The sequence below is a fragment of the Actinomycetospora sp. genome, assembly GCF_036497585.1.
Lineage (GTDB): Bacteria > Actinomycetota > Actinomycetes > Mycobacteriales > Pseudonocardiaceae > Actinomycetospora.
Window position 1 is genome coordinate 1 of sequence record NZ_DASXJD010000133.1, and the last position, 25,879, is coordinate 25,879.

Consider the following 25,879-nt stretch of genomic DNA (forward strand, 5'->3'; position numbering starts at 1 on the left):
TCGGTCCCGAACTGGTGGATGGTGACCGCGACCTGCGTGCCCGGCGTCCAGTAGTTCTGCGGTCGCCAGTGGGCGCGGGAGCCGCCGTTGTCGTCGTCGAGCCAGGCCCAGGAGCCGGTGGTCGGCACCGAGGTCTGCACGGTCATCGCCCGCTCGGCGGCCGCCTTGTCCGCCACGTGCCGGTCGAACTGCACGATGATCGGCGCCGCGATCCCGACCGTCTCCCCGTCGCCGATGTTGACCTGCGCCTGGGTGGTCCGGGCCGGGGTGAGGGTGCTGAAGGCGCCGGTCACGGGCACCGTCGTGCCGTCCGGCCCGGCGGCCTGTCCCGACCACGTGTAGGAGGTGCCGTACCCGAGCGCCCCGGTCGCGTGCCAGCTCCGCCCGTCGGGGGTCGCCGTCCCCGCGACGGGGGTGCCGTCGGGGGTCCGCAGGGTGACCGCGGTGAGGCGGCCGTTGTCGGCGGTGACCGTGACGGGCTGGTTCGGCGGCACGTCCGCGGTGCCGGCGCGGGGGGAGAGGGTGACGACGGGTGCCGGTGGCGGGGCGGCGGTCGTCTCCTGCTGCGGCCCGGCCCCGACGGCCGTCGCGCCGTAGATGCCGCAACCCACCAGGAACGCGAGCACCACGGCCATCAGCCCCACGAAGCCCCGCTGCCAGATCCGCGCCGGGACACCCATCCGCTTCCTGCCCTCCTCAGTCGTGCGACGGCGCCGTCAGCGCCGCGTCGGTCAGTCCGTCGATCCCGGCCAGGGGCGCCGCGAGTTCCGGCGGGAGGTCGTGGCGGGCCGCGAGCGCGGCGGGCGTCACGTAGGACACCCGCGTGCGGCCGCCGTCGTCCCAGACGAGCAGCTCGAGCCCGGCGCCACGGGCAGCGGGGCGCTGGTCGGTCGTGGCGAAGAGCGTCATGCCCTGCGCGGCGATGAGCCCGGTCAGCCGGTCCACGGTCTCCGGAACCGACCAGGGGCTCGACTTCGTCGTGTACCGCTCGGCGTCCACCCGGCCCCCTCTCCCCGACGAGCATGGCACGGTCACCGCCGGACGGGCGATGTGGCGGCCGGGGTCCGTGCTCAGGCCGCGAGGGCGTCCCGGAGGTCCGCGAAGAGGTCGGTGCGCGACTCGGACCCGAGGCGCTGCCGCATCCGGCCCACGTGGTGCTCGACCGTCTTGGCGGTGATGAAGAGCCGGTCGCCGATCTCGCGGTAGGTCATGCCGTCGAGCAGCAGCTCGGCGACCTCGCGCTCGCGGTCGGAGAGCCTGCCGGGTCGCGACGCCGGGCGCGGCGGCTCGGGCGCGCGGGGTGCGGGGGCGGCCGGCGTGGCCACCGGGGCCGGGGCGGGCTCCTCGACCGTCGCCGGGCCCGCCAGCAGGCCGCGCGCGAGGCCGAGCATCGCCGCGAGGACGCGCTTGTCGGTCGTGCGGCCGGCGGCCTCCTTCGCGAGGCGTGCCCCGTCGTAGGCCATGCCGGCCTCGGCCAGCGCCGTCGTCGTAGTGGTGACCTCGTCGAGGTCGACCTCGCCGGCGAGCACGTGCAGCCACACCCGCGCGGCGCGGGCGAGGACGGCGGCCAGCGAGCCGGCCTGGGCGGCCGGGTCCGAGGCGGCGTCGGCGAGGTGGGCGGCGTGGCGCTGGGCGGCGGGCGGGTCCTCGGCGGCGACCGCGGCGAGGAACGCGCACCAGTGCCACGGGGCGGCCCACAGGACGGGGCGGCCGAGGACGGCGAGGAGCTCGTCGACGGCGTCGGCGTGCGGGGCGAGCCAGGCCTGCTGGCCGAGGCGGCCCGCGACGACGACCAGCTCGCCGATCGCCAGCAGCGACCACAGGTCGACCGCGTGGTGCAGCACCGCCTCGCGGGCGCGGGTCCACACCGCGAGCAGGCCGCGGGTGTCGCCGGCCCGGCGGACGAGGCCCGCCTCGAGGGCGACGGCGACGAGCTCGTCGCGGGCGTGGGCCGGCTCGGGGCGGGCGGCGGCGGTGTCGAGGCCCGCGCGGGCGGCGGTGAGGTCGCCGCCGGCCATGTCGGCCCAGGCGCGCAGCAGCAGGTGGCGGCGGCGCAGGGGCGCGCCGCCGAGGTCGGCGGCGACGGCGCGGTCGGCGAGGGAGCGTGCGAGGTCGGGCTCGCCGCGGTGCAGGGCGACGAGCGCGCCCAGGGCGGCGGGGGAGTCGTCGAGCAGGACCGCGCCGCCGCGGCACTCCAGCATCGCGGCCGCGCGGGTGAGCTCGGAGAGGGCGGCGGCCGAGCCGCCCGGGTGCACGCTCGCGGACACCGCCCGCCCGACGAGGCCCTCGGCGCCCGCGCGCAGGGTCGGCGGGGCCGGGCGGCCCGCGGCGGTGGCGGGCTCAACGGTCCCGCGGCCGGTGCCGACGAGGGCGACGGCGGCCGCGGGCGAGGCCGAGCCGGGGGCGACGGCGGCGACCCAGGCATGCAGGTCGGCGGCGTCGGCGAGCATGCCGCGGTGAGCGTGGACCCCGGCGAGCACGTGTGCGGCGCGGACCAGCCGGGACGGCTCGGCGTCCGGCTCGGCGAGCACGGCGTCGGCGCAGCGGGCGGCCTCCACCAGTTCGCCGGCCGTCACCGCCCGCTCGGCCTCGTCGACCAGGTCGAGGGCGCCGTACACGAGGGTCTCGTCGAGCACGGTCATACCGTCGGGCCCGGGGCGACGGGCGCGGTGGAGGTCGGCGGCGTGGACGTGATCCCGCCGGTCGTTCCTCCGGTGGTGCCTCCCGTCGTGCCTCCGGTCGTCCCGCCGGTGGTGCCACCGCCGGTCGTTCCGCCGGCTCCGCCGGGCGTGCCGCCGCTTTTGCCCTGCTCCGGGGTGGTCGTGGTGGTGCCCGTCGTCCCGCCGGTGGCGGGGGTCGTCGTCGCCGCCGGAGCGGGGGCGGCAGGGGCGGGAGCGGGCGCGGAGGCGGCCACGGGCGCGCCGGGCCTCGCGGCGGCCGGTGCGGCCGCGTGGGCGGCGGGCGCGGCCTCGGTGGAGGCCTTGTTCGCGGCCGAGGTGGTCCGGTCGGCGCCGGTGCTGGTCGCGGCGTCCGTCGTGGCGGGGAGGGTGCCCGCCGGGAGCGTGCCGGCGTCGGCGGCCGCGGGCTGGGCGGTGACCCCGGCCGGCGCGCCCGGCGTGGGGGCGGCCAGCGTGGCGCTCGACGAGCCGGTGTTGCTGATCATCGGGACGGTCACCGCGACCGCGCCGCCGACGACCAGCACCGCGGCGGCGCCGGCGCCGAGCGCGATCCGGCGCTTGCGGGTGTCGGGCGTGCCGGGCGGTTGCAGCGGCCCGGCACCCGCGACGCCGGGGGTCGCGGAGACGGCGGTCGGGCGCCCGGGGGAGGCGATGGGCGCGGTCACCGGGTCGGGCGCGCCCGCGCGAGGACGGGACTGGACCGCGCGCAGATCGAGCCGCACGGGCGTCGTCATGGGGTCGTCGGCGTGGCGGGCGTGCGCGAGCAGCGCCGCGTCCCGGCCGACGACCTCGGTGCGGGGCTCGTCGTCGCCGGGCAGGGCCGGACGTGGCACCGCGGCGAACGGACCGGAGCCGGGCGTCGGGAACGGGACCGAACCCGGCGTCGGGAAGGGGCCGGAGAGCGGACCGGCGGGGCGGATCGCGCCGCTCGCGGCCGCAGCGGCCCAGGTGGCGCCGCGGGCGACGACGGTGGTCGGGTCGGGGTCGACCGCGACGGGGCGGCCGAGCTCGGTCGAGAGCATCCGGGCGACGAGCGGGATGCGCGACGACCCGCCGACGACCAGCACGCCGTCGAGGTCGCGCGCCGTGACGCGGGCGGAGTCGAGCACCTCGCCGAGCACGTCGACGGTCTGGCGCAGCGCCGGCTCGATCATCTCCTCGAACTCGCCGCGGGTGACGCGCACGCGGGTGGTGACGTTGGGCAGGCGCACCTCGACGACGGCCTCGGTGTCGACCGAGAGCGTCTCCTTCGCGACGACGCAGGCGCGGCGCAGGCCGGCGACGGCGCGGACGGTGTCGGGGTCGGCCGGGTCGAGCGCGGCGACGGCGCCCCCGAGCTCGGAGCACACGTGCCAGAAGAGGGCCTCGTCGAAGTCGATCCCGCCGAGGGCCTCGAGGCCCTGGCCGCGGCCGAGGACGGTGAGGCCGACCGGGGCCATCGGGCCCGCCGGCACACCACGGACGACGGCGGCGTCGAAGGTGCCGCCCCCGAGGTCGTAGACCGCGACGGTGCGGCCGAGCGGGAGCCGGCCGGCGGCGGCGTGGGCGGCCGCGGCGGCCTCGGGCTCGGTGAGCAGGACGACGTCGTGCAGGCCGACCTCGGCGAGCGCCTCGGTGAACACCCGGCGGCGGTAGGCGCCCCACCCGGCGGGGTGGGCGACGGCGATGCGGCGCGGCTCGGCGCCATGGGTCTCGGCGACCCGGTCGGCGGTCCAGCGGACCATCTCGGCGGCCACGCCGTCGGCGGAGAAGCTCTCGCCGCCCACGACGATCGGGGTGTCGTCGCCGAGGCGGCGCTTGAACTCGCGGACCACGCGCTGCGGGGCCCACGGGGCGCGCTCCTCGGCGTCGGCGCCGACCCGGAGGCCGCCGTCGTCGTCGACGAGCAGGACAGACGGGACCTGGACCGCGCCGCGCTCGAGGCCGACGACGCGCACGCCCGGTTCCGGGCTCCCGGGGCGGGCCTCGACGCGCACGGCGGCGGCGGTGAAGGTGGTGCCGAGATCGATCCCCAGGTCGTAGGGGATGCCCACGCTGTCGGCGTGCTGCGGCGCGGGCGGCCACGGCGCCCATCCCTGGTGCGGTCCCGGCATGTGCTGCACTCCCAGCTCCCCCGTCCCGGCGCCCCGGAGGGCACCCCGCGCACCGCTCCCGCGGCCCCTCGAGAGAGGGGCCGCGCGTCGCTGATCCGTGGGCATCATCGACCCCCCCGGAAGCGTCGTTACACAGTTGTAGCTCGACCGAGTGACGACACGGCAGGACCCGGGGAGTAGTGGCCACCCCCGGTGACGGCGGGCCCCGGGGGTGGCAGCCGGGGGTGGGCCCGGACCCCCTAGGGGCCCCGACCGCGAACCCGGAGCGAGCCCCGATGGCCGGCGGGACCCCGGGCGGCACGGTGGTGACCACGCCGCCCGGCAGCACCGCCGAGGCGCTCTCCGACTGCCAGGGGGCACACGACATGAGCGAGCACAAGACGCTGCTGCAGTTCCTGCTGGACCTGCTCAACAACAAGGACGCGCTGGCCGACTTCCAGCGCGACCCGCAGGGGGCGCTGCACGCGGCCGGCCTCCAGAACGTCTGCGTCGACGACATCAAGGACCTCATGCCCGTCGTCCTCGAGAAGGTCGACCCGCAGAAGTGCGCGCAGTACGAGGAGGACTGCGACTCCGGCCGTGACCACGACGACGCCCCGCGTCACCACGGCGACCACCATCACGGTCAGCGCCACGACGATGGCCACGGGGACCACGACGACCACAAGTGGTCCGATCACGACAACGAGATCGACAAGGTCGTCACGCACCTCAACTACGTGACGAACAACTACTCGTTCGACTCGCACGACACGATCTACAACACCAACAACATCACCAAGATCTGGGCCGACCACGGCGCCGACGTCAGCGTCAACAACGAGACCCACAACGTCGGCGCCGGAGGCGTGGACGTCGAGGGCGACAACAACGGCACGGTCGCCACCGGCGGGCACAACCAGATCGGCAACGGCAACGAGCAGTCCGGCGACGGCTCGACGACGTCGTTCGGCAACGGCTCGGCGCTCTCGCACGTCGGCACCGGCGACGGCGGCGCGATCAACACCGGTACCGGTTCGGCCACCGGCGACTCGGAGCACGTCAACTCGCAGGCGTTCGGCTCCGGCAACGTCACCACGGCGACGCACGGGAACGCCGCGACGACGACGGCCGACTCGCACAACAACACGGACTCGAACAACTCGACCGACTCCCACGACGTCACGAAGACGTCAACGGACTCGCACGACAACACGAACTCGAACAACCACGGGTCGTTCGACACCGACAACTCGTCCCACCTGGACTCGAGCCACTCGGGCAACACGTTCTCGGCGACGGACGACTCGCAGCACCTCAACGTCCACGACAACTCCGTCGACCTCACGGCGATCCACCACTGAGGTCGACCAACGAGGGGGAGTCACGGCCGCGTAACGTCGGCCGCGTGACGACACAGCCGGGGCACGGTGCACACGCGCCGTGTCCCGGCTGTCGTCATAGCGGGGGAACGAGGCAGGGGGAGCACGGATGACCCAGCAGGGAACGGGTGGGGAGCTCACCGAGCTCGTCGCCCTGGCTCGCCGGGCGGCGACCGCCTACGAGCGCCCGGACCTGGAGCGCCGGCTCGCGGTCGTGGCCCGCGCGGTCGCCGACGACCGGGCCCGGGTGCTCGTCGTCGGCGAGTTCAAGGCGGGCAAGACCGAGCTGGTCAACGCGTTGCTCGGCGGCCGGGCGCTGCCGACCGACGCCCACCGGGCGACGACGGTGCCGACCGTGTGCGTGCACGGCGAGCAGGCCGGGGTCGTGCTGGTCCGGGGCGTCGCTGAGCCGGACGGGAGGGCGAGCACCGAGCAGCAGCCGGTCTCGCCGGGCGCGCTCGCCGAGCACGTCACCGAGAAGGGCAACCCGGAGAACCGGGCGGGCTGGTCGCACGCCGAGGCGACGCTGCCGCGCCCGGTGCTCGAGGGCCTACGGCTGGTGGACACTCCGGGGGCAGGCGGGCTCGCGTCGCCGGCCTCGTTGTCGACGATGGCCGAGCTGCCGGGGGCGGACGCGGTCCTCGTCGTCGCCGACGCCGGGCGGGAGCTCACCGCCCCGGAGCTCGCCCTGGTCCGGACCGCCGCAGCGGTGAGCCCGACGGTCGCCGTCGTGCTGACCCGCACCGACCTGCACCCGCACTGGCGCCGGATCGCGGACCTGGACCGGGGCCACCTGGACCGGGGCAGGGGCGAGGGCAGCGGCGGGGGAGGACACGGCAACGAAGGACTGCGTGCCGTCCGGGTGCTCCCGACGTCGGCCGCGCTCGCGCTGCACGCCGCCGAGGAGGCCGACCTCCCCGCCGAGACCGCGCAGGCGCTCGTCACCGAGTCCGGGATCGAGGAGCTGCGGCGGCTGCTCGTGTCCGAAGTCGTGGCCGGCCGGCAGGCCCGCCGCGTCCGCATGGCCACCGACGAGGTGCTCGTCGCCTGCGAGCAGCTCGCGACGACCTTCCGCGCCGAGCGCGACGCCCTCGCCGACCCCGCGCGGGCGCACCGGATCGCCGCTGAGGTCGAGCACTCCCGGGCGCGCGCGGCGGCGCTGCGCGACCGGGCGGCGCGTTGGCAGCAGACCCTCAACGACGGCGTCGCCGACCTCGTCTCCGACATCGAGTACGACCTGCGCGACCGGCTGCGCGCCGTCGTCACCGACGCCGAGACCGCCCTGGAGGACACCGACCCCGCGAAGACCTGGGAGCAGTTCGCGCCCTGGCTGCACCAGCAGGTCTCGGCCGGGGTGTCGACCAACGTCGTGTGGGCCGAGGAGCGCACCCGCTGGCTCGCCGAGCGGGTGGCCACGCACTTCGCCGAGGACGGCGAGGGCGTCCTGCCCCCGGTCGCCGTGGGGCCCTCGCCGGACGGGTCCGGGCTCGTCGCCGACCCGGTGGGGATGCTCGCCGCGCCGGACCACGAGAAGTTCGGGTTCGCGCAGTCGCTGATGATCGGGATGCGCGGGTCCTACGGGGGCGTGCTGATGATCGGCATGCTGACGACGATCGGGGGCATGGCGCTGCTCAACCCGTTCTCCGTGGGGGCGGGGCTGCTGCTCGGGTCGAAGACGCTGGTGGACGAGCGCAAGCGCGCCCTACGTCGTCGGCAGTCCGAGGCCAAGCAGGCGGTCCGCCGCCACGTCGACGACGTGATCTTCCAGGCCGGCAAGAACTCCCGCGACATGCTCCGCGAGGTGCAGCGCACGCTGCGCGACCACTTCACGACGACCGCCGAGGAGCTCGAGCGCTCCCTGGCCGCGACGGCCGAGGCGGCCCACGCGGTGGAGGCCGACGGCGCGAAGCGCTCGGCGCGGCTGGCCGACGTCGAGGCCGAGCTGGAGCGGGTCGAGCACCTCGCCGACCGCGCGCGCCGGGAGCGTGCCCGCGCGTCGGCGGGTCCCGCACGCTCGTCGTCGTCGCGCCCGTCGCGGCTGGTCGGGGCGTGAGCGCGCCCGATCCGAGCGGGCTCGTCGGGGCGACCCGCAGCGTCGTCGACGGCGCGCTGCATCTCTACGGCTCCGGTCCCGCGGACCCGGCGACGGCGTGGGCGCGCGCGGTGCTGCACGACGCCCGCGCCCGGCTCGACGAACCGCTGCGGGTCGCGCTGGCCGGGACGCTCAAGGCGGGGAAGTCGACGCTGCTCAACGCCCTGGTCGGCGAGCGGATCGCGGCGACCGACGCGGGGGAGTGCACCCGGCTGGTGACCTGGTACCGCGACGCGCCCAGCGCCGCCGTCGTGCGGGAGGACGTGGACGGCCGGCGGGGCGCCGTCCCGTTCACCCGCGACGCGGAGGGCCTGCGGATCGACCTGGGCGGGATCGGTGACCCGGCGCGGGTCGGGCGCCTGCTCGTGGACTGGCCCTCGCGCGGGTTGGCCGACGCGACGCTCGTCGACACCCCCGGGCTGGAGTCGATCCGCGAGACCAACTCGCGGCGGACGCTCTCGTTCGTGACCCCGGACGACCGGCCCAGCGGGGCCGACGCCGTCGTCTACCTCATGCGCCACGCGCACCGCTCCGACGTCGGGTTCCTCGAGGCGTTCGCCGACCTCGCGCAGGGGGGCGCGGGCGGGCTCGGCGCGGTCGGCGCGTCGGGGACGATCGTGGTGCTCTCGCGGGCCGACGAGGTCGGCGGCGGCGGCCTGGACGCAGTGACGACGGCGGGCCAGGTCGCCCAGGCCTACCGCGAGGACCCGGCGCTGCGGCCGCTGTGCCAGACGGTCGTCGCGGTCGACGGGCTGCTGGCCGAGACCGCGCGGACGCTGCGGCAGTCGGAGTTCACCGCGCTGCGCGCGCTCGCGCGGGCGCCGCGGGCCGAGGTCGACGCGCTGCTGCTCTCCGCGGACCGGTTCACCGCGGCCGAGCCGCCCGCCGTCGTCGCGGAGGCCCTGGCGTCCGACCCGGACGGAGTGCGGCTGGACGAGCCGACCCGGCGCCGGCTCATGGAGCGGTTCGGGGTGTTCGGCATCCGGTCGGCGACGACGGTGCTGCGCCGCGGCGCGCGGACCGGGCGCGGGGTGGTCGACTCGCCGTCGCTGGCCGAAGAACTGGTGCGGCGCAGCGGGCTGGGCGAGCTGCGCGACGTGCTCTCGTCCCGGGTGCTCGGGCGCCGCGACGTGCACCAGGCCCGGTCGGCGCTGCTCGCCGTCGACCTGGTGCTGGGGCGGGCGCCGCGTCCCGACGCCGGGCCGGTGGCCGCCGAGCTCGAACGGCTGCTGACCGGGGCGCACGCGTTCACCGAGCAGCGGCTGCTCGCGGCGCTGCGCCAGGGTCAGGTGGGCCTGCCCGAGGGGACCGCGGGCGAGGCGGAGCGGCTGCTCGGAGGCGAGGGGCCGGGCGCGGCGGAGCGGCTGGGGCTCGACGACGGCGCCGGCTCCGACGTGCGGGCGGCGGCGCTGGAGGCGCTGGACCGATGGCGGGTGCGGGCGGAGAGCCCGCTGACCTCGCGGGCGGCGGCCGAGGTGGCGCGCGCGGTGGTGCGGTCGTGCGAGGGCCTCATAGGTGCGCTCCGCCCAGGTGAGCACTAACCCGCCCTCTAGGACGGATTAGTGCTCACGAGCACGAAGTGCACCTAGCGGACTCGTGGCGGCGCCGGGCATCGTCGCCGGCCAGCTCTGGCTCGTCGTGCTCGGCTACGGGGTGATCGGCGGCAGCCTGGCCAGCCACTACACCGTCGCGTTCCTGATCATGATCGGGCTGCTCGTCGTCGCGTTCGTGTGCAACGAGCTCATCCGAGCGGTGCCCCAACGGCACTTCGTGGACGGGGCGGGCGCGCCTGCGGCCGACGTCGAGGAAGGAGCCACCCGATGACCGGGCCCACGGCACACGAGTCGACCACGTCCGGCGCCCTGGGTGGCTGACGCCATGTGAGCACTTTCCGGGGCTATGACCCCGGAAAGTGCTCACAGGCGCGGAGCGCACCTACACCGACTCGGCCTCCGAGGGGGCGTCGGCCGGGACGGCGGGGCGGTCGGTGTGCTCCGGCTCGCGGGTGCCGAGCAGCATCGCGAGCGCGCCGACGACCGCCAGGACGCTCATCGTGATGAAGCCGCTGGTGAAGGTGCCGGTGCCCGCGACGATGAAGCCCATCGCGAGCGGCGCGACGATCCCAGCGAGCGCGAACGCGGCGTCGGCGAACCCGGCCGCCGTCGCAGGCTGCGCCGGCTCGGCGTCGATCGAGGCGACCCACCAGATGCCGCCGGTGACGAACCCGAACCCGACGCCGCAGGAGATCGAGACCAGCGCGACCGTCAGCGAGGGGTCGAGGAACACCGGGATCAGCGACGCGCCGGAGAGCAGCAGCGCGACGCCCATGATCGTGAAGCGGCTGCGCACGCTGCGGGTGCGCCGGTAGACCCGGTCGACGAGGAATCCGCCGATGAGGGCGCCGACGATCCCGGCCGCCCACGGCGCGATCGCGAACGCCCCGACGGCCTTGAGGCTCAGGTGGAACGCCGTGCCGAGGTACTGCGGCAGCCAGTACATGAAGCCCCAGAACATGAAGCCCCAGGAGAAGTAGCCGACGGCGACGATCCAGAGGTTCCGGTTGGTGAACAGCGAGCGCCAGTCGGTGCGCCGCGGGGCGCTGTCCTGCTCGGCGGCGTCCTGGCCGGCCGCGATGAGGGCGCGCTCGGCGGCGTTCACCCGGCGCGAGTCCTCGGGGGTGGCGGCCAGCAGGCCGACGGCGACGACCGCCCAGAGGAGGCCGAGCCCGCACATCGTCCAGAACGTGCCCCGCCAGCCGACGGCGCCGATGAGCTGGGTGAGCAGCGGGCCGGCGATGAGCAGGCTGCCCGAGACCGCGACCCCGCCGATCAGGGCGAGGGCGAACCCGCGCTCGTCCCGCGGCAGCCACCGGCTGGCGGTCCGGCTCGCGGCCGGGAAGGCCGGCGCCTCGGCCGCGCCCAGCACGAGGCGGATGAGCAGCAGGCCGACGAAGCCGCCCGCGAGCGGGGTCAGCGCGGTGCACAGCGAGAACAGCATGATCGCGGTGAGCAGCACCCGCCGCGTGCCGAACCGGTCGACCAGCGGACCCGACAGGAACGCGAAGACCATGTAGCCGATCGCGAAGACGCTCGAGACCACGCCGTACTCCGCGGTCGAGATCCCGAATTCCTTCTGGAGCGGCGTGACGGCGTACGAGATCGCACTGCGGTCGATGTAGTTGATGACGATCAGGGCGACGATCAGCGCGATCGTGGCCCACCGGAATCGGGTCGGCATGGTCTTCACCTGTCGATGGATGTTCGTTCCGCTGGAAGAAACGAACGACGGATACCGTCGGACGACGAGAATGGCGGTCTCGTGTGATCGGGGTCAAGGTCGCTGGTCGAGCACCTGTGAGGCTTTTCGACATCGTTCCGCCGGGGGGAACAATTCAAGGAGGCCAGTGCCCCGGTCAGGCGTGTGCCAAGGTCCGCGGGGCGCAGCTCGCGCCGCAGCTCCCACACCAGCTGGGCGAGCTCGGCGGCGGTGTCGGCCGGGACCGAGCGGGCGGCGTTGCCGGCGAACTTGGTCTCGTGCTCCGCGGCGGACAGCGGCCGCCCGGGCCCGCCGCGGTTCTCGCGCACCCGCTCGGTCACCGTCTCCCCGGAGCGCAGGTGCGCGGTGAGCACCGCCGGGAACTGGTGCGGGAAGCCGGCGGTGGCCTCGTCGTCGGCGACGACCTCGACGCGGGCCGCCAGCGCGAGGCGGGCGTCGTCAGCGGCCGCGTCGTCGGTGAAGTCGGCGTGGAAGACCCCGAGCCCGTTCTGCCCACCGCACAGCGCCGCCGCCACCGTGTAGGGCCCGCTGAACGCCGCGTGGTATCCCGAGCTCGGCCGGATCTTGGCCGACCGCGGCTCGGCGATCGTGCGCAGCACCGGCGCCGGCGCGCCCAGGACGAGCCGCTCGACGTCGTCGGGACGGATTCCCCGCGCCCGCAGCGCGAGGGCCGCGTCGATGCCGGCGTGGGTGAAGTGGTTGCACGGGTAGGGCTTGAAGAAGATTCCGGGCGTCTCCCAGCGCTCGCCGAGCCCGTCGGTGACGGCCTCGATCCGCACGCGGTCCCCGCAGAACGCGCGCAGGAAGCCGAAGCCGCCCTCGAGGACCGTCGGAGGACCGGTCAGGCCGTGGCGGGCGAGGTCGGCGGCCGCGACCCCGGCGTGGGCGGCCCAGCCGCAGTGCACCCGCTTGATCGTGCCGCCGGTGCGGTTGGCCTCGATGACGCCGCTGCCCATGCTCGCCGCGATCCCGATCGCCGAGGTCAGCTGGTCGGCGGACAGGCCGCGCAGCATCCCGGCGGCGAGCGCCGCGCCGACCGCGCCGCAGATCGCGGTGGCGTGCTGACCCCATTCGAAGAACACCGAGGTGCCCGCGGCCTCGTCGTACCCGGCCATGCCCAGCCGGCAGGTCAGCTCCACCCCGACGGTGGCCGCGTCGAGGAAGGCGGGACCGCTCGCGCCGGTCGCCTCGGCCACCGCGAACGCCGCGGGGAGCACCGCCGACGACGGGTGCAGTACCGAGGGCAGGTGGGTGTCGTCGAAATCGAGGCTGTGGGCGAGGGTGCCGTTGACCAGCGCGGCCGAGGGCGGGGGAAGGCGCTCCCCGGTCGCGAACGAGGTCGCCGCGCCGGTCCCGCCCCAGTCGTCGACGACGGCGGAGACGATCCGCCCCGGCTCCTCGGCGCGGGCGGCCAGGCAGTTGCCGAGCAGGTCGACGGTGCGGGCGGCCATGTCGTCGCGCAGCTCGGCGGGCAGGCCCTCGACGGCGACCCGGGCGGCGAGGTCGGCGACCTGCTGGGCGGGGGTGCGGGAGGCGACCGCGGTCACGCCAGCACCGCCAGGGGCCGCACCGGCGAGCCGGTGCCGCCGACGATCCGCAGCGGGGCCATGACGAACAGGAACTCGCCCAGGCCCTCGGCCGAGGCGTCCTCCAGGGCCAGGTGCTCGACGATGTGGATGCCGTGCTCGACCAGCAGGATGCGGTGCACCGGCAGCACCCGGTGCCCGGCGCCGGGCGGGATGCGCTCGAAGGCGGTGGTGTCCGCGCCGGCCGCGACCACACCCCGGTCGGCGAGCCAGCGCGCACCGTCCTCGGTGACCCCGGGGACGCCGTCGGACTGCCCGAGGTAGACCTCGGCGTCGGCGAAGTGGCGCGCCCAGCCGGTGCGGACCAGGGCGACGTCGCCGCGGCCCGGCTCGGCGCCGGCGCGCTCGGCGGCCGCGGCGAGGTCGTCGGCGGTGACGCCCTCGCCGGGATCGAGCACGTCGACGCCGCGGGTGGCGGCCACGTCGAGCAGCACCCCGCGGGTGATCATCGGCGGGATGCGCTCGGCGCCGTGCTCGGAGTGCGCGCCACCGACCTGGCCCTGGAGCGCGTCGACCCCGCCGTGCAGGCAGCCCTCGTGGCTGACGTGGGCCAGTGCGTCGACGTGGGTGCCGACGTGCCCGCCGGTCACGAGGATCTCGTTGGACGCGGACCCGCCGTCGGGACGGACCGCGTCGCCGTGGCGGCGGATGAGGGTCATCCGGAACCCGGGGTGGTTCGGCGAGCAGGGCATACCGGTGAACAGCGGCTGGCCGAGCTCGACGGTGCGCAGGCCGCCGGCGACGGTGTCGAGCAGGGTGCGGGTGGCAGTGGTCGGGGCGCTCACGGGGTCTCCCTGCTCTCGGGGCGGGCACGGTCGAGGACGGTGCGGGCGCCGGCGACGACGGCGGGGTCGACGAAGCGGCCGTCGGCGTCGCGGTAGGCGGTCTCGCCGCGGGCACCGGCGGACTCGAGCGAGGCGAGCAGCCCGCGGGCGCGGGCGAGCTCGTCGGGGGTGGCGGTGAAGGCGTCGTGGACCACCGGAACCTGCCGCGGGTGGATCACCGAACGGCCCCAGAACCCGCGGGCGCGCGCGGTGCGGCTGTCGGCGGCGAGGCCGTCGAGGTCGGGCAGGTCGGTCCACACCGGGGCGAGCGGGGACGGCAGGCCCGCCGCGCGGCTCGCGACGACCACCCGCTGGCGCGCCCACTCCAGCGCGGCCCGGTCGGCCACCCGCAGGTCCGCGGCGAGGTCGGCCTCGCCCAGGGACACCGCCGCGACCAGCGGGTGTGCCGTGGCCAGGGCGAACGCCCGCTCGACCCCGAGGGCCGACTCGACGAGCAGGTGCAGCGGGTGTCCGAGCCGGTCGGCGAGCCGGGCCACGGCGTCCGGGTCGGCGGCCTTGGGGACCCGCACCCCGTCGACCGCGGCCCCGGCCAGCACCGCCGTGTCCGCCGGACCCCACCTGCCGTCGGGGGCGTTCATCCGGACCCACAGGGGACGGGAGCGCGGGCCGGCGGCGAGGTCGGGGACGGCGGCACGGGCGGCGTCCTTCGCGTCCGGCCCGACGGCGTCCTCGAGGTCGACGACGACCGCCTCCGCGTCCCCGGCCAGCGCCTTCGCGACGAGGTCGGGGCGGTGGCCGGGAGCGTAGAGCCAGCTCCGGGCGACGCCCAGCCCCGTCGTACTCACACCGCTCCGGCGGCGCGCAGGGCCGCGAGCCGGCCGGCGTCCACGCCGTGGCGGGCGAGGACCTCGGCGGTGTGGGCTCCCAAGGGGGGGCCGGAGGTGCGGACGCGGCCCGGGGTCTCCGAGAGCCGGAACGGGACGTTCTGCATCCGGACCGGGCCGAGCTCGTCGTCGTCGACGGTCACGACGCTCTCCAGGGCCGTGTACTGCGGGTCGGCCAGCACGTCGGCCGCGGTGTAGATCGGCGCGACCGCCGCCTCGGCCTTCTCGAAGGCCGCGACCACCTCGTCCCGGTCGCGCTCGGCGATCCAGGCCCCGACGGCGGCGTCGAGCTCGTCGGCGTGCTGGGCGCGCGTGGAGCCGGCCGCGAACCACGGCTCGTCGATCACCTCCGGGCGCCCGACCAGCCGCATCACCCGCTCCGCGATCGATTGAGCGCTCGTCGAGACCGCGACCCAGCGTCCGTCGGCGCACTCGTAGGTGTTGCGGGGGGCGTTGTTCGACGAGCGGTTGCCGTGGCGGGACTGCAGCTCGCCGAGCTGGTCGTAGGCGATCAGCTGGGGTCCGAGCACCGTGAGCAGCGGCTCGATGATCGCCATGTCGACGACCTGCCCGCGACCCGTCGTCTCCCGGGCGCGCAGCGCGGTCATCACCGCGAAGGCGGTGGTGAGGGCGGTGACGCCGTCGGCGAGGCCGAAGGGCGGCAGGGTGGGTGGCCCGCCCGGCTCACCGGTGATGGCGGCGAACCCGCTCATGGCCTCGGCCAGGGTGCCGAAGCCCGGGCGGTTCGCGTAGGGCCCGGTCTGGCCGAAGCCGGTCACGCGGCCGACGACGAGCCCCGGGTTGCGCTCCTGGAGCACGTCGGGCCCGAGGCCCCACCGCTCCAGGGTGCCGGGGCGGAAGTTCTCGATGACGACGTCGGCGTCCGCGGCGAGCTCGCGGAACACCTCCTGGCCCTCGCGGGTGGAGAGCACCAGCGTGATCGACTTCTTGTTGCGGCCGAGCATCTTCCACCACAGCCCGACGCCGTCCCGCGAGGCGCCGTGGGTCCGCGACGGGTCGCCGCGCGGGTGCTCGACCTTGATCACCTCGGCGCCGTGGTCGCCGAGCAGGGTCGCCGCGAGCGGACCGGCGAACAGGGTGGCGACGTCGAGGACCTTGAGGCCGGCCAGGGCGCCGGACTCGTGGACGGTGGGATGGGCGGAGCTCGTCATCGAGCGGTCCTCTCTGCGCCGGCGACGACGGGGGTGCGGCGCGGGGCGGCGCCGAGGCGGTGGGAGATGCGGTCGGCCACCGCGACCACGCGGGGTGCGAGGGCGGCGACGAACTCGTCGGTGACGCGGTAGCGGGGCCCGCACACCGAGATGGCCCCGATGACCTCGCCGGAGACCCCGAACACCGGGGCGGCCACCGACCCGGCGTCGGCCTGGCGCTCCCCGGCCGAGACGGCGTAGCGGCGCTCGGCGATGCGGTCGAGCTCCGCGCGCAGCACGTCGGGGTCCGTGACGGTGCCCGGGGTGAGCGCGGCGAGGCCGGCGCCCAGGACCTCCTCGCGCTCCTCGGGGTCCAGGAAGGCGAGCATGCACTTGCCGGAGCTGCCGGCGTGCAGCGGGAACCGGCGGCCCAGCTCCACGGTCATCTTGATCTCGTGGGTGCCGACGACCTGGTCGAGGTAGACGCGGCCGTGCGGCACCGGGGTGGAGAGCGTGACGGTCTCGTGGGTCGCGTCGCGCAGCTCGCGCAGCAGCGGCAGCGCGGCGCCGCGCAGGTCGGACTCGCGCAGGGCCCGCGCCCCGATCGCCGCCGCCGCCGGTCCGAGCCGGTACTCGCGGGTGACCGGGTCGAGCGCGACCATCCCGCGGCCCGCGAGCGAGACCAGGATGCGGTGCACGACGGCCTTCGAGAGGCCGAGCTCGCGGGCGATCCGGGAGACCCCCAGCGTCGAGGGGCCGTCGACGAAGAGGAGCAGCACGTCCGCCACCCGGGACGTGCCCTCCGTGCCGCCGCTGGTCTCGACCACCGTGCCGACCTCCCGCCACCTCGTACCGCTGATCGAAACGAAGCCTGACCCGTGGGCCCGCCGAACGTCAAGCCGCGCCGTTGCATCCGACGCGGTGAGCTGCTCAGATGTCGGCGGAGCGATGCGCACGAGCGTTTCTGTCGGCGGAACGGAGGAACGGATGCCGGACGTCGACCTGCTCGTCGCGGGCGCCGGCGGCGGCCTGGCCGGCGCGCTGCGCGCGGCGCAGGCGGGCCTCGACGTCGTCGTCGCCGAGGCCGACCCGCACCACCGGCGGGGCAGCAACACCGCGATGTCGACGGCGATGGTCCCGGGCCCGGGGAGCCGCTTCCAGCGCGCCGCCGGGATCGAGGACTCCCCGGAGCGCTTCCTCGCCGACGTCGCCGCGAAGACCCGCGGGCAGGCCGACCCCGCCGTCGCCGGCACCCTCGCCCGAGTGGGCGCGCCGCTGGTGGAGTGGCTGGCCGACCACGTCGGGCTCCCGATCGAGCTGGCCGACGTCGACTACCCCGGGCACGCGGTGCGCCGGGTGCACACCGTCCCCGGGCGGCACGGCTCCGCGCTGCTGCGGGGACTGGTCGAGGCGGCCGAGGCGTCGGAGCGGATCGACCTGCTGGTCCCGGCGCGGCTGGTAGCGCTCGCCCCGGCGGGCGCCGGGGCGTGGCGGGTCCGGCTGCGGCGTCCCGACGGCGCCGAGGAGGAGCTCACCGCCCGGTCGGTCCTGCTCGCCACCGGCGGCTACGGCGCGGACCCGACGCTCGTCGCGCGGCACCTCCCCGAGATCGCCGGGGCCGCCTACCACGGCAGCGAGTACGCCACCGGCGACGCGCTGCGTCTCGGGTCCGCGCACGGGGCCGCGGTGAGCGCCCTCGACGCCTACCAGGGCCACGCCGGGCTCTCGGCCGCGGCGCGCACGCTCGTGACCTGGACGACCGTGATGGCGGGGGCCGTCGTCGTCGACGCCGACGGGCACCGCTTCGGCGACGAGACCGTCGGCTACTCCGAGTACGCCGCAATGCTCGCCGGCCGGCCCGGCGCCCGCGGCTGGGTGGTGCTCGACGGCCGCATCGACGCCGCCACGCAGGGGTTCCTCGACTACCGCCACGTCGTCGAGGCCGGGGCGCTGCGCTGGGCGGGCACCGTGCCCGAGCTCGCGGCGCGCATCGGCGTCGACGCCGAGGTGCTCCAGGGCGAACTGGACGACGCGGCCGCCGTCGCACGCGGCGAGGCGGTCGTCGACCGGGTCGGACGGCGGCACGTCGCGGCCGCGCTCGAGCCGCCCTTCGCGGCCGTCGAGATCGTCCCGGCGCTCTTCCACACCCAGGGCGGGCTCGCCGTCGACGAGCACGCCCGCGCCCTCGACCCCGCCGGGCGCCCGCTCGGCGGCCTCTACGCGTCGGGCGGCGCGGCGGTCGGCATGTCCGGCCACGGCGCCGCCGGCTACCTCGCGGGCAACGGCCTGCTGCCCGCCCTCGGCCTGGCCTACCGGGCCGCCGACCACCTCGCGTCCGCGCATGCCGAGAAGGAGATCCCCGCATGAGCCACGACCTCGTCGTCCGCAACGTCCGCGTGGTGCGGCCGGGCACCGAGGAGACCCCGCTCGCCGACATCGCCGTCGACGACGGGCGGATCACCGACATCGGACCCGACCTCGGCACCGACGCCGGCGAGGTGCACGACGGGGGCGGGCAGCTCGCCTTCCCCGGGGTCGTCGACGCCCATCAGCACTGGGGCATCTACAACCCGCTCTCCGAGGACACCGCCACGGAGAGCCGGGCGTGCGCGCAGGGCGGGGTCACCACGTCGCTGACCTACATGCGCACCGGGCAGTACTACCTGAACAAGGGCGGCTCCTACGCCGACGTCTACCCCGAGGTGCTCGCCGCCTCGGAGGGGCGCTCGCACGTCGACTACGGATTCCACCTCGCGCCGATGCAGGCCAGCCACATCGACGAGATCCCGATGCTGGTGGAGGAGCACGGCGTCACGTCGTTCAAGATCTTCATGTTCTACGGCAGCCACGGGCTGCACGGGCGCTCGAACTCCCAGAACGACTTCCTCATGATCCCCGAGGGCGAGCGCTACGACATCGCACACTTCGAGTTCGTCATGCGCGGCGTCCAGCGGGCGCGCGAGGCCCGCCCCGACATCGCCGAGGAGATCTCGCTGTCGCTGCACTGCGAGACCGCCGAGATCATGACGGCGTACACGAAGCTCGTCGAGCAGGAGGGCACGCTCTCCGGACTCGAGGCCTACAGCGCCTCGCGCCCGCCGCACTCCGAGGGGCTCGCGGTCACCATCGCCTCCTACCTCGCCCACGAGACCGGGCTCCCGACGATCAACCTGCTGCACCTGTCGTCGGCCAAGGCGCTCGAGGCGGCGATGCTCATGGCGACGACGTTCCCGCACGTCGACTTCCGCCGGGAGGTCACCGTCGGGCACCTGCTCGCCGACGTGCACACCGCCGACGGCATCGGCGGCAAGGTCAACCCGCCGCTGCGCCCGCGCGAGGACGTCGAGGCGCTGTGGCGCCACGTGCTCGCCGGCGACGTGTCGTGGGTCGTCTCCGACCACGCCTGCTGCAAGGAGGCGACGAAGTTCGGGGACGACGGTGCTGATCACGAGGACGTGTTCGCGGCCAAGTCCGGGTTCGGCGGCACCGAGTACCTGCTGCCCGGGCTGGTGGGGGAGGGGCTCAAGCGGGGTCTGGGGCTGGGCCGCGTCGCCGACCTCGTCTCGGGAGCACCCGCCCGCCGCTTCGGCCTCGGCACCAAGGGCGACCTCGCCCCGGGCTTCGACGCCGACATCGCCCTGGTCGACCCCGACACCTCCTGGACCGTCGACCCGGCGGCGTCCGAGTCGACCCAGGAGTACAGCCCGTTCCGCGGCCTGGAGATCGGGTCGACGGTGTCCCGGACGTTCCTGCGCGGGCGGACGGTGTTCGCCGACGGGGCCGTGGTCGGCGAACCGACGGGGCGCTACCTGCACCGGCCCACGGCGTGAGGGGGAGCCCGCTTACCGCCGTTCGGCGGTGTCACAGCCTGCGAATGGCCGCTGAGCTGCGAAAAGAGCGACCCGAGGGGTGTGAGATCCAGTGACCGGGGTCATCATTTCCCCATGGGACGAGTGATCGGGTGGTTGGTCACCATCCTCGTCCTGTACGCCATCATCTCCCAGCCGGCCACGGCGGCGAACACCACGAGCAACCTCGCCTCGGGTCTCGCGAGCGCCGGCCAGCAGGTCGTGGTGTTCGTCCAGTCGGTCGTCGGGTCGACGCAGTACTCCCAGGTGCACAGCGTGCCGTACAAGGGCGTCGCGACGGGGGACGGCAGCTACCCCTAGAGGTGCGCTGCGCGCCCGTGAGCACTTTCCGGGGTTATAGCCCCGGAAAGTGCTCACGAGCGCGGAGCGCACCCAGCGGCCACCAGGTCCAACAGCCGCCCGAGCCGGGCCCGGTCGTCCGACCCCTGCGTCGCCACGAAGATCCCGACGAGGACCGTCACGACGTCGTCGGCCTCCACGTCGGCGCGCAGCGTCCCCGCCCGCACCCCCGCGGCCAGCAGCGTCCCGACGGCGCCGTCGATCGCGGCCCGGGTGTCCGCGGCGGCCAGCGTCCCGTCGGCGACCATCGCCCGGAACGTCTCGGCCATCCCGCGCTTGGTGGTCACGAACTCGGCGTACCGGTCCATCCACTCGCGCAGCGCGTCGGCCGGCTCGTGGGACGCCAGCAGCCCGTCGACGCTCGCGCACACCGCCGCCAGCTCCGTGCGGTAGACCGCCTCGACGAGGGACTCGCGCGTCGGGAAGTGCCGGTAGAGCGTGCCGATGCCGACCCCGGCGTCGCGCGCGATCTTCTCCAGCGTGGGGGCGTCCCCGGCGGCGAAGCCCGCGGCGGCGGCGCGCAGCAGGGCGTCGCGGTTGCGGCGGGCGTCGGCCCGCAGTGGCGGGGACCCGTCGTCGTCAACCAAACGGAGGTGCCTCCGGTTCTGTGCTAGCGTCGGCCAGTGGGAACGGAGGTGCCTCCGTTTCGCTCTCGAGTCTGGCACCCCGCGAGGAGAACCACCATGACCCGCACCCCCGAAATCTCCGACGTGGCAGCCCGCCCCCACCCGGGCGGCCTCGCGACCCTCGCCGGCCGCTCCGTCGCCCGGGTCGGCCACGGCGCCATGCAGCTGCGCTGGGCGGAGTCCGACGACGAGCCCGTGGCCGTCCTGCGCCGGGCCGTCGAGCTCGGCGTCGACCACCTCGACACCGCCGAGTTCTACGGCGACGGCGTCGTCAACCGCCGCATCCGCGCCGCGCTCGCGCCCTACCCGGACCACCTCGTCGTCGTCACCAAGGTCGGCGCGACGCCGAACCCGGGCGCGGAGATCGAGCTGCGGCTCGCGCAGCAGCCCGCGGAGCTGCGCGCCCAGGTGGAGGACAACCTGCGCTCGCTCGACGTCGAGCGCCTCGACGTCGTCAACCTGCGCCGCGCCGACGTCGCACCCGGGCTCATCGCCGGGGGCGACCAGATCGTCGACCTCGACGACCAGCTCGCGACCCTGACCGCGCTGCGCGACGAGGGCAAGATCGGCGCGATCGGGCTCTCCCACGTCTCGGCCGAGCAGCTGCGCCACGCGCTGCCCGTCGGGATCGTCTGCGTGCAGAATGCCTTCAGCCTCGTCGACCGCTCCGCCGAGCCGGTGCTCGACCTCTGTCGCGAGCACGGCATCGCCTGGGCGCCGTACTTCCCGCTGGGCGGTGGCTGGCCGGGTCAGCGCCGGGTGACCGACCTCCCCGCCGTCGTGGGGACCGCCGCGCGCCTCGGGGTGCTGCCCGCGCAGGTGGGGCTGGCGTGGCTGCTGGCGCACGCCGAGCAGACAATGCTCATCCCGGGCACGCGCAGCGTCGCGCACCTCGAGGAGAACCTCGCCGCCGGCGACGTCGAGCTCGACGCGGAGGCGATGGCCACCCTCGAGGCGTCCTCGGTGTCGTAGGTGTCGAGCCCCCGGGATCGGCCTCGACACCCCCGCGAGCACCGCCGACCTCCCGGAGGACCTGCGACATGACGACCTTCGTGCTCGTCCACGGCGCGTCCTCGGACCACCGCTACTGGTCCCGGGTGGCACCGCTCGTCACCGCCGCCGGCCACGGCGTCGTCACCCCCGACCTGCCCGTGAGCGACGAGACCGCCAGGTGGGCGGAGTACACCGACGCCGTCGTCACGGCGGTGGGGGAGCGGGCGGGCCCGGTGGTGCTCGTCGGGCAGTCGATGGGCGCGTTCACCGTTCCGCTCGTGGCGGCGCGGATCCCGACGGTGCTGCTGGTCCTGCTCGCGCCGATGATCCCGGCGCCGCGGGAGACCGCCGGGGCCTGGTGGGACGCCACCGGCCACCGGGCGGCGGTCGAGGCCCACGCCGCGGAGCTGGGTCTCGACCCGGCCCGGCTCGACCCGGTGCGCGAGCCCCGGACCACGTTCTTCCACGACCTGCCCGCCCACCTCGTCGCCGAGCTCGAGGCCGAGGGCGCCCCGCTGCAGGCCGGCACGATCTTCTCGGCGCCCTACCCGCTGCAGCGCTGGCCCGACGTCCCGACCCGCGTGGTCGCCGCCCGCGACGACCGCCTCTTCCCGCTCCCGCTCGTGCAGCGTCTGGCGTCGCGACGTCTCGGGGTGGACACCGAGGTCGTCCCGGGCGGGCACCTGGTGGCGCTCGGACACCCGCAGGAGGTGGCGACGACGCTGCTGCGGCTGGCCGGGGAGGTCGGGCACGGCTGAGCCGTCGCCCGCGTGGCACGGTGGGGGCCGTGGCACAACGGGACACCGAGCAGGACGCCGAGCAGGCGGGGCTCGAGCAGGCCCGGGAGCTGCTCTCGGCAGCCGGGCGGGTCACCGTGCTGACCGGCGCGGGCGTCTCCACCGACTCCGGGATCCCGGACTTCCGCGGCCCCCAGGGCGTGTGGACGAAGAACCCCGCGGCGGAGCGGATCTGGACCTTCGAGCACTACCGCGACGACGACGAGGTGCGGCGCGCGGCCTGGCAGGAGCGGGTGGAGCACCCGATGTGGACGGCGCGGCCGGGCCCGGCGCACGACGCGCTCGTCGCCCTGGAGCGCTCCGGCAAGCTCGTCGCGCTGCTGACCCAGAACATCGACGAGCTGCACCAGGCGGCGGGCTCCTCCCCGGACTCGGTGCTCGAACTGCACGGCAGCAACCACCACACGGTCTGCCTGACCTGCCGGGCCGTCACGCCGATGGTCGAGGCGCTCGACCGCGTCCGGGCCGGTGAGGACGACCCGCGCTGCCCGCACTGCGGCGGTGTCCTCAAGGCCACGACGATCATGTTCGGCGAGATGCTCGACGTCGAGGTGCTCGGGCGGGCCCGCGAGGCCGCCCTCGCGTGCGACGTCTTCCTCGCCGTCGGGACCTCGCTCGGCGTGCACCCCGCCGCCGGGCTCGTCGACATCGCGGCCATGGCCGGCGCCGAGGTGGTCATCGTCAACGCCGAGCCGACCCCCTACGACCGGATCGCGAGCGTCGTGCTCCGCGGCGGCATCTCGCAGGTGCTGCCGGCCATCGTTTGACCTTCGGTCCTGTGCGTGCGTTTCCGTGCTGGAGCACGGGAACGCACGCACAGGACCGAAGGTCGAACGTTGCGTTCGAGCGCACTCGAAGGCATAGCGTCGCCCTTGTGCCTGGTTCGATCCTGGGAACGTCCGTCCGCCGCGTCGAGGACCCCGATCTCATCCGCGGTCGCGGGACCTACGTCGACAACATCGTGCCCCCCGGGGCGCTGCACGTGGTCTTCGTCCGCTCGCCGCTGGCGCACGCGCGCCTCGAGGGCGTCGACGTCGCGAAGGCGCGCGAGGCGCCCGGCGTCGTCGCCGTGCTGACCGGCGCCGACCTCGCCGACGTCCCCGACCACCGGCCGTTCATGGTGCTCAACGACGCCTGCGCCCGCCCCCTGCTCGCTCGCGGGAAGGTGCGCTTCGTCGGGGACATGGTCGCCGCCGTCGTCGCCACGAGCCGCGCCGACGCCGTGGACGCCGCGGAGCTCGTCGAGGTCGACTACGACCCGCTCGACGCCGTCGTCGACCCCGAGGCGGCCCTCGCCGACGGCGCCCCGCTGCAGTTCGAGGAGCTCGACTCCAACCTCGCGGCCGGCTTCCGCGAGCCCGACGACGTCCGCCCCCTCGACGGCGCCGACGTCGTCGTGCGCGCCCGCATCCTCAACCAGCGCCTCGCCGTCGCGCCCATGGAGGGCAACTCGGTGACGGCGCTGCCCGGTGGGGCGAGCGGCGCGACGGGGGAGGGTGCCTACGACACGTACGACATGACCGTCCAGGTCTCCACCCAGATGCCCCACGGGCTGCGCGACCAGGTCGCCCGGCAGTGGGGCTGGGAGCCCGAGCGCGTCCACGTCGTCGCGCCGCATGTCGGCGGCGGGTTCGGCGGCAAGGCGGGCCTGGCGCCCGAGCACGCCGTCGTGATCGAGGCCGCGCGCCGCCTGGGCCGGCCGGTGACCTGGACCGAGACCCGGAGCGAGAACCTCACCGCGATGCCGCACGGCCGCGGGCAGGTGCAGTACGCCGAGCTGGGGCTGCGCCGCGACGGGACGATCGTCGGGCTCCGCGCCCGGGTGGTCGGCGACGCCGGGGCGTACGCGGGCTTCGGCGGCGCGCTCGCCCTCGGGCCCACCCGCAACATGGCCCAGGGCGTCTACCGCATCCCGACGATCGCCTACGACGCCGCCGCCGTGCTCACCACGACGACGCCGATGGGCGCCTTCCGCGGCGCCGGCCGACCCGAGGCGGCGGCGATGCTCGAGCGGCTGATGGACATGGCGGCCGTCGAGCTCGACCTCGACCCGGCCGAGATCCGCCGCCGGAACTTCCTCGCGCCCGAGGAGTTCCCGCTGACCACGGTCACCGGCTCGCTCTACGACTCCGGCGAGTACGCGAAGTCGCTCGAGAAGGCGTTGGAGCTCGCCGGGTACGACGAGCTGCGGGCCGAGCAGGCCCGCCGTCGGGATCGCGGCGACCGCGTGGCACTCGGCATCGGGCTCGCGGTCTACGTCGAGGTCACCGCCGGTGGCGGGGCGCAGGAGTACGGGAAGGTGTCGGTCGACGACGACGGCGGGGCCACGGTCTCCGTCGGGACCTCCGCGCACGGGCAGGGGCACGCGACGTCGTTCGCGATGATCGTCGCCGACCGGCTCGGCATTCCGATGGAGCAGGTGCGGTTCGTGCAGTCGGACACCGCCCTGGTCCCCCACGGTGGCGGGACCGGCGGGTCGCGGTCGCTGCAGCTGGCCGGGTCGAGCGTGCTCGTCGCGGCGGACACGGTGCTCGAGCGGGCCCGCGAGGTGGTGGCCTCCGCGCTGGAGGCCTCGCCCGACGACGTCGTCGTCACCGACGAGGGCACGCTCGGGATCGCGGGCGTGCCGGATCGGACGCTGACGTGGCGCGACGTCGCGGCGGCCGCGCACGAGCAGAGGGTGTCCCTCGCCGAGGCCCGCGACGAGTCCCAGCCGGGTGCGACCTACCCGTTCGGCGCGCACGTCTCGGTGGTCGAGGTGGACCTCGACACCGGGCGGGTGGTGCCGCTCCGCCACGTCGCGGTCGACGACTGCGGCCGGGTACTGAACCCGACCCTCGTCGCCGGCCAACAGCACGGCGGGCTCGCGCAGGGCATCTCGCAGGCGCTGTGGGAGCGCTACTCCTACGACGAGGACGGCAACCCGGTCACGGGCTCGTTCGCGGACTACCTGCTGCCGACCGCGGTCGAGGTCCCGCCGTTCGAGGCCGCGAGCACCGAGACCCCGACCCCGTACAACCCGCTCGGCGCCAAGGGCATCGGCGAGGCGGCGACCGTCGGGTCCACGCCCGCGGTGCAGAACGCCGTGGTGGACGCGCTCTCCCCGCTCGGGATCCGTCACCTCGACATGCCGCTCACCCCGGACCGGGTGTGGCGGGCGGTGCGGGACGCCGAGGCGGGGACCGTGGTGGACCCGTGGGCCGAGCCACCGTCGTTCTTCGCGTCGCTGCCGGTGCGCGGGGCGTCGGCTGATCCGGAGGCGGCGTCGGTGGACGTCTAGGTGCGCTCCGCGCTCGTGAGCACTTTCCGTGCTAGAGCGCGGATTTCTGCTCGCGAGCCGCAGGCACCT

Annotated in this window: 22 protein-coding genes; 11 read left to right on the forward strand and 11 right to left on the reverse strand. The window is 75.5% G+C overall.

Annotation, left to right across the window (positions count from 1 at the left end):
• From VGH76_RS12930 to VGH76_RS12945, 4 genes are all read right to left on the reverse strand, one after another.
• Positions 1–680, reverse strand: a 680-nt coding sequence (locus VGH76_RS12930) for an Ig-like domain-containing protein (protein ID WP_331557089.1), incomplete at its 3' end; no start/stop codon positions are given.
• 16 nt (positions 681–696) lie between these two features.
• Positions 697–999 carry a DUF302 domain-containing protein gene (locus VGH76_RS12935; RefSeq protein ID WP_331557090.1) on the reverse strand — a complete coding sequence of 101 codons (303 nt, stop codon included), beginning with the start codon at positions 997–999 and terminating at the stop codon, positions 697–699.
• Positions 1,000–1,070: 71 nt separating this feature from the next.
• Positions 1,071–2,636, reverse strand: a complete 1,566-nt coding sequence (locus VGH76_RS12940; protein ID WP_331557091.1) for a helix-turn-helix transcriptional regulator — start codon at positions 2,634–2,636, stop codon at positions 1,071–1,073.
• A gap of 2 nt (positions 2,637–2,638) precedes the next feature.
• Entirely contained in the window at positions 2,639–4,771 is a 2,133-nt protein-coding gene (locus tag VGH76_RS12945) for an Hsp70 family protein (RefSeq protein ID WP_331557092.1), read from the reverse strand.
• Positions 4,772–5,046: 275 nt separating this feature from the next.
• Between VGH76_RS12945 and VGH76_RS12950 the strand changes: the two genes are divergently transcribed.
• The 4 genes from VGH76_RS12950 to VGH76_RS12965 all read left to right on the forward strand — a co-directional run bounded on the left by VGH76_RS12950 (position 5,047) and on the right by VGH76_RS12965 (position 10,048).
• Positions 5,047–6,114, forward strand: coding sequence for an IniB N-terminal domain-containing protein (locus tag VGH76_RS12950; protein ID WP_331557093.1), 1,068 nt, complete (start codon positions 5,047–5,049; stop codon positions 6,112–6,114).
• A 127-nt stretch (positions 6,115–6,241) separates the two neighbouring features.
• Positions 6,242–8,185: a dynamin family protein gene (locus VGH76_RS12955; RefSeq protein ID WP_331557094.1), complete on the forward strand. Its 1,944-nt coding sequence runs from the start codon at positions 6,242–6,244 to the stop codon at positions 8,183–8,185.
• On the forward strand, positions 8,182–9,765 hold the full coding sequence (locus VGH76_RS12960) for a dynamin family protein (protein ID WP_331557095.1): 1,584 nt from the start codon (positions 8,182–8,184) through the stop codon (positions 9,763–9,765). Before VGH76_RS12955 ends, VGH76_RS12960 begins: the two co-directional genes overlap by 4 nt.
• A 55-nt stretch (positions 9,766–9,820) precedes the next feature.
• Positions 9,821–10,048, forward strand: coding sequence for a hypothetical protein (locus VGH76_RS12965; protein WP_331557096.1), 228 nt, complete (start codon positions 9,821–9,823; stop codon positions 10,046–10,048).
• A gap of 111 nt (positions 10,049–10,159) precedes the next feature.
• On the opposite strand, the gene VGH76_RS12970 is transcribed toward VGH76_RS12965, so the two are convergent.
• Genes VGH76_RS12970 through VGH76_RS12995 form a run of 6 tightly spaced genes read right to left on the reverse strand, consistent with a single transcriptional unit; the run spans position 10,160 to position 16,733 of the window.
• Positions 10,160–11,461: an MFS transporter gene (locus tag VGH76_RS12970; protein ID WP_331557097.1), complete on the reverse strand. Its 1,302-nt coding sequence runs from the start codon at positions 11,459–11,461 to the stop codon at positions 10,160–10,162.
• Between the two features lie 5 nt (positions 11,462–11,466).
• Positions 11,467–13,047, reverse strand: a complete 1,581-nt coding sequence (locus VGH76_RS12975; protein ID WP_331557098.1) for an MmgE/PrpD family protein — start codon at positions 13,045–13,047, stop codon at positions 11,467–11,469.
• Positions 13,044–13,871, reverse strand: a complete 828-nt coding sequence (locus VGH76_RS12980) for a cyclase family protein (RefSeq protein WP_331557099.1) — start codon at positions 13,869–13,871, stop codon at positions 13,044–13,046. The genes VGH76_RS12975 and VGH76_RS12980 overlap by 4 nt, the downstream gene beginning before the upstream one ends.
• Positions 13,868–14,716, reverse strand: a complete 849-nt coding sequence (locus tag VGH76_RS12985) for a CoA ester lyase (RefSeq protein ID WP_331557100.1) — start codon at positions 14,714–14,716, stop codon at positions 13,868–13,870. The genes VGH76_RS12980 and VGH76_RS12985 overlap by 4 nt, the downstream gene beginning before the upstream one ends.
• Entirely contained in the window at positions 14,713–15,927 is a 1,215-nt protein-coding gene (locus tag VGH76_RS12990; RefSeq protein ID WP_331557101.1) for a CoA transferase, read from the reverse strand. The genes VGH76_RS12985 and VGH76_RS12990 overlap by 4 nt, the downstream gene beginning before the upstream one ends.
• Positions 15,924–16,733 (reverse strand): IclR family transcriptional regulator, encoded by an 810-nt coding sequence (locus tag VGH76_RS12995; protein WP_331557102.1) that lies wholly within the window; start codon positions 16,731–16,733, stop codon positions 15,924–15,926. Before VGH76_RS12995 ends, VGH76_RS12990 begins: the two co-directional genes overlap by 4 nt.
• A gap of 160 nt (positions 16,734–16,893) precedes the next feature.
• On the opposite strand from VGH76_RS12995, the gene VGH76_RS13000 reads away from it, so the two are divergent.
• From VGH76_RS13000 to VGH76_RS13010, 3 genes are all read left to right on the forward strand, one after another.
• A complete protein-coding gene (locus tag VGH76_RS13000; RefSeq protein WP_331557103.1) occupies positions 16,894–18,273 on the forward strand; it encodes an FAD-dependent oxidoreductase in 1,380 nt (459 codons plus the stop codon).
• A complete protein-coding gene (locus VGH76_RS13005) occupies positions 18,270–19,736 on the forward strand; it encodes a dihydroorotase family protein (RefSeq protein WP_331557104.1) in 1,467 nt (488 codons plus the stop codon). Before VGH76_RS13000 ends, VGH76_RS13005 begins: the two co-directional genes overlap by 4 nt.
• 114 nt (positions 19,737–19,850) lie before the next feature.
• Positions 19,851–20,075, forward strand: coding sequence for a hypothetical protein (locus VGH76_RS13010; protein WP_331557105.1), 225 nt, complete (start codon positions 19,851–19,853; stop codon positions 20,073–20,075).
• A 53-nt stretch (positions 20,076–20,128) separates the two neighbouring features.
• On the opposite strand, the gene VGH76_RS13015 is transcribed toward VGH76_RS13010, so the two are convergent.
• Positions 20,129–20,701, reverse strand: a complete 573-nt coding sequence (locus tag VGH76_RS13015) for a TetR/AcrR family transcriptional regulator (protein WP_331557106.1) — start codon at positions 20,699–20,701, stop codon at positions 20,129–20,131.
• Positions 20,702–20,797: 96 nt separating this feature from the next.
• On the opposite strand from VGH76_RS13015, the gene VGH76_RS13020 reads away from it, so the two are divergent.
• The 4 genes from VGH76_RS13020 to VGH76_RS13035 all read left to right on the forward strand — a co-directional run bounded on the left by VGH76_RS13020 (position 20,798) and on the right by VGH76_RS13035 (position 25,810).
• On the forward strand, positions 20,798–21,712 hold the full coding sequence (locus tag VGH76_RS13020) for an aldo/keto reductase (protein ID WP_331557107.1): 915 nt from the start codon (positions 20,798–20,800) through the stop codon (positions 21,710–21,712).
• A gap of 68 nt (positions 21,713–21,780) precedes the next feature.
• Positions 21,781–22,491, forward strand: coding sequence for an alpha/beta fold hydrolase (locus VGH76_RS13025; protein WP_331557108.1), 711 nt, complete (start codon positions 21,781–21,783; stop codon positions 22,489–22,491).
• A 29-nt stretch (positions 22,492–22,520) separates the two neighbouring features.
• The gene (locus VGH76_RS13030) at positions 22,521–23,297 is read left to right on the forward strand and encodes a Sir2 family NAD-dependent protein deacetylase (RefSeq protein WP_331557109.1); all 777 of its coding nucleotides are present in this window, start codon (positions 22,521–22,523) and stop codon (positions 23,295–23,297) included.
• Positions 23,298–23,404: 107 nt separating this feature from the next.
• Positions 23,405–25,810, forward strand: coding sequence for a xanthine dehydrogenase family protein molybdopterin-binding subunit (locus VGH76_RS13035; protein WP_331557110.1), 2,406 nt, complete (start codon positions 23,405–23,407; stop codon positions 25,808–25,810).
• The last annotated feature ends 69 nt before the right edge of the window (positions 25,811–25,879 follow it).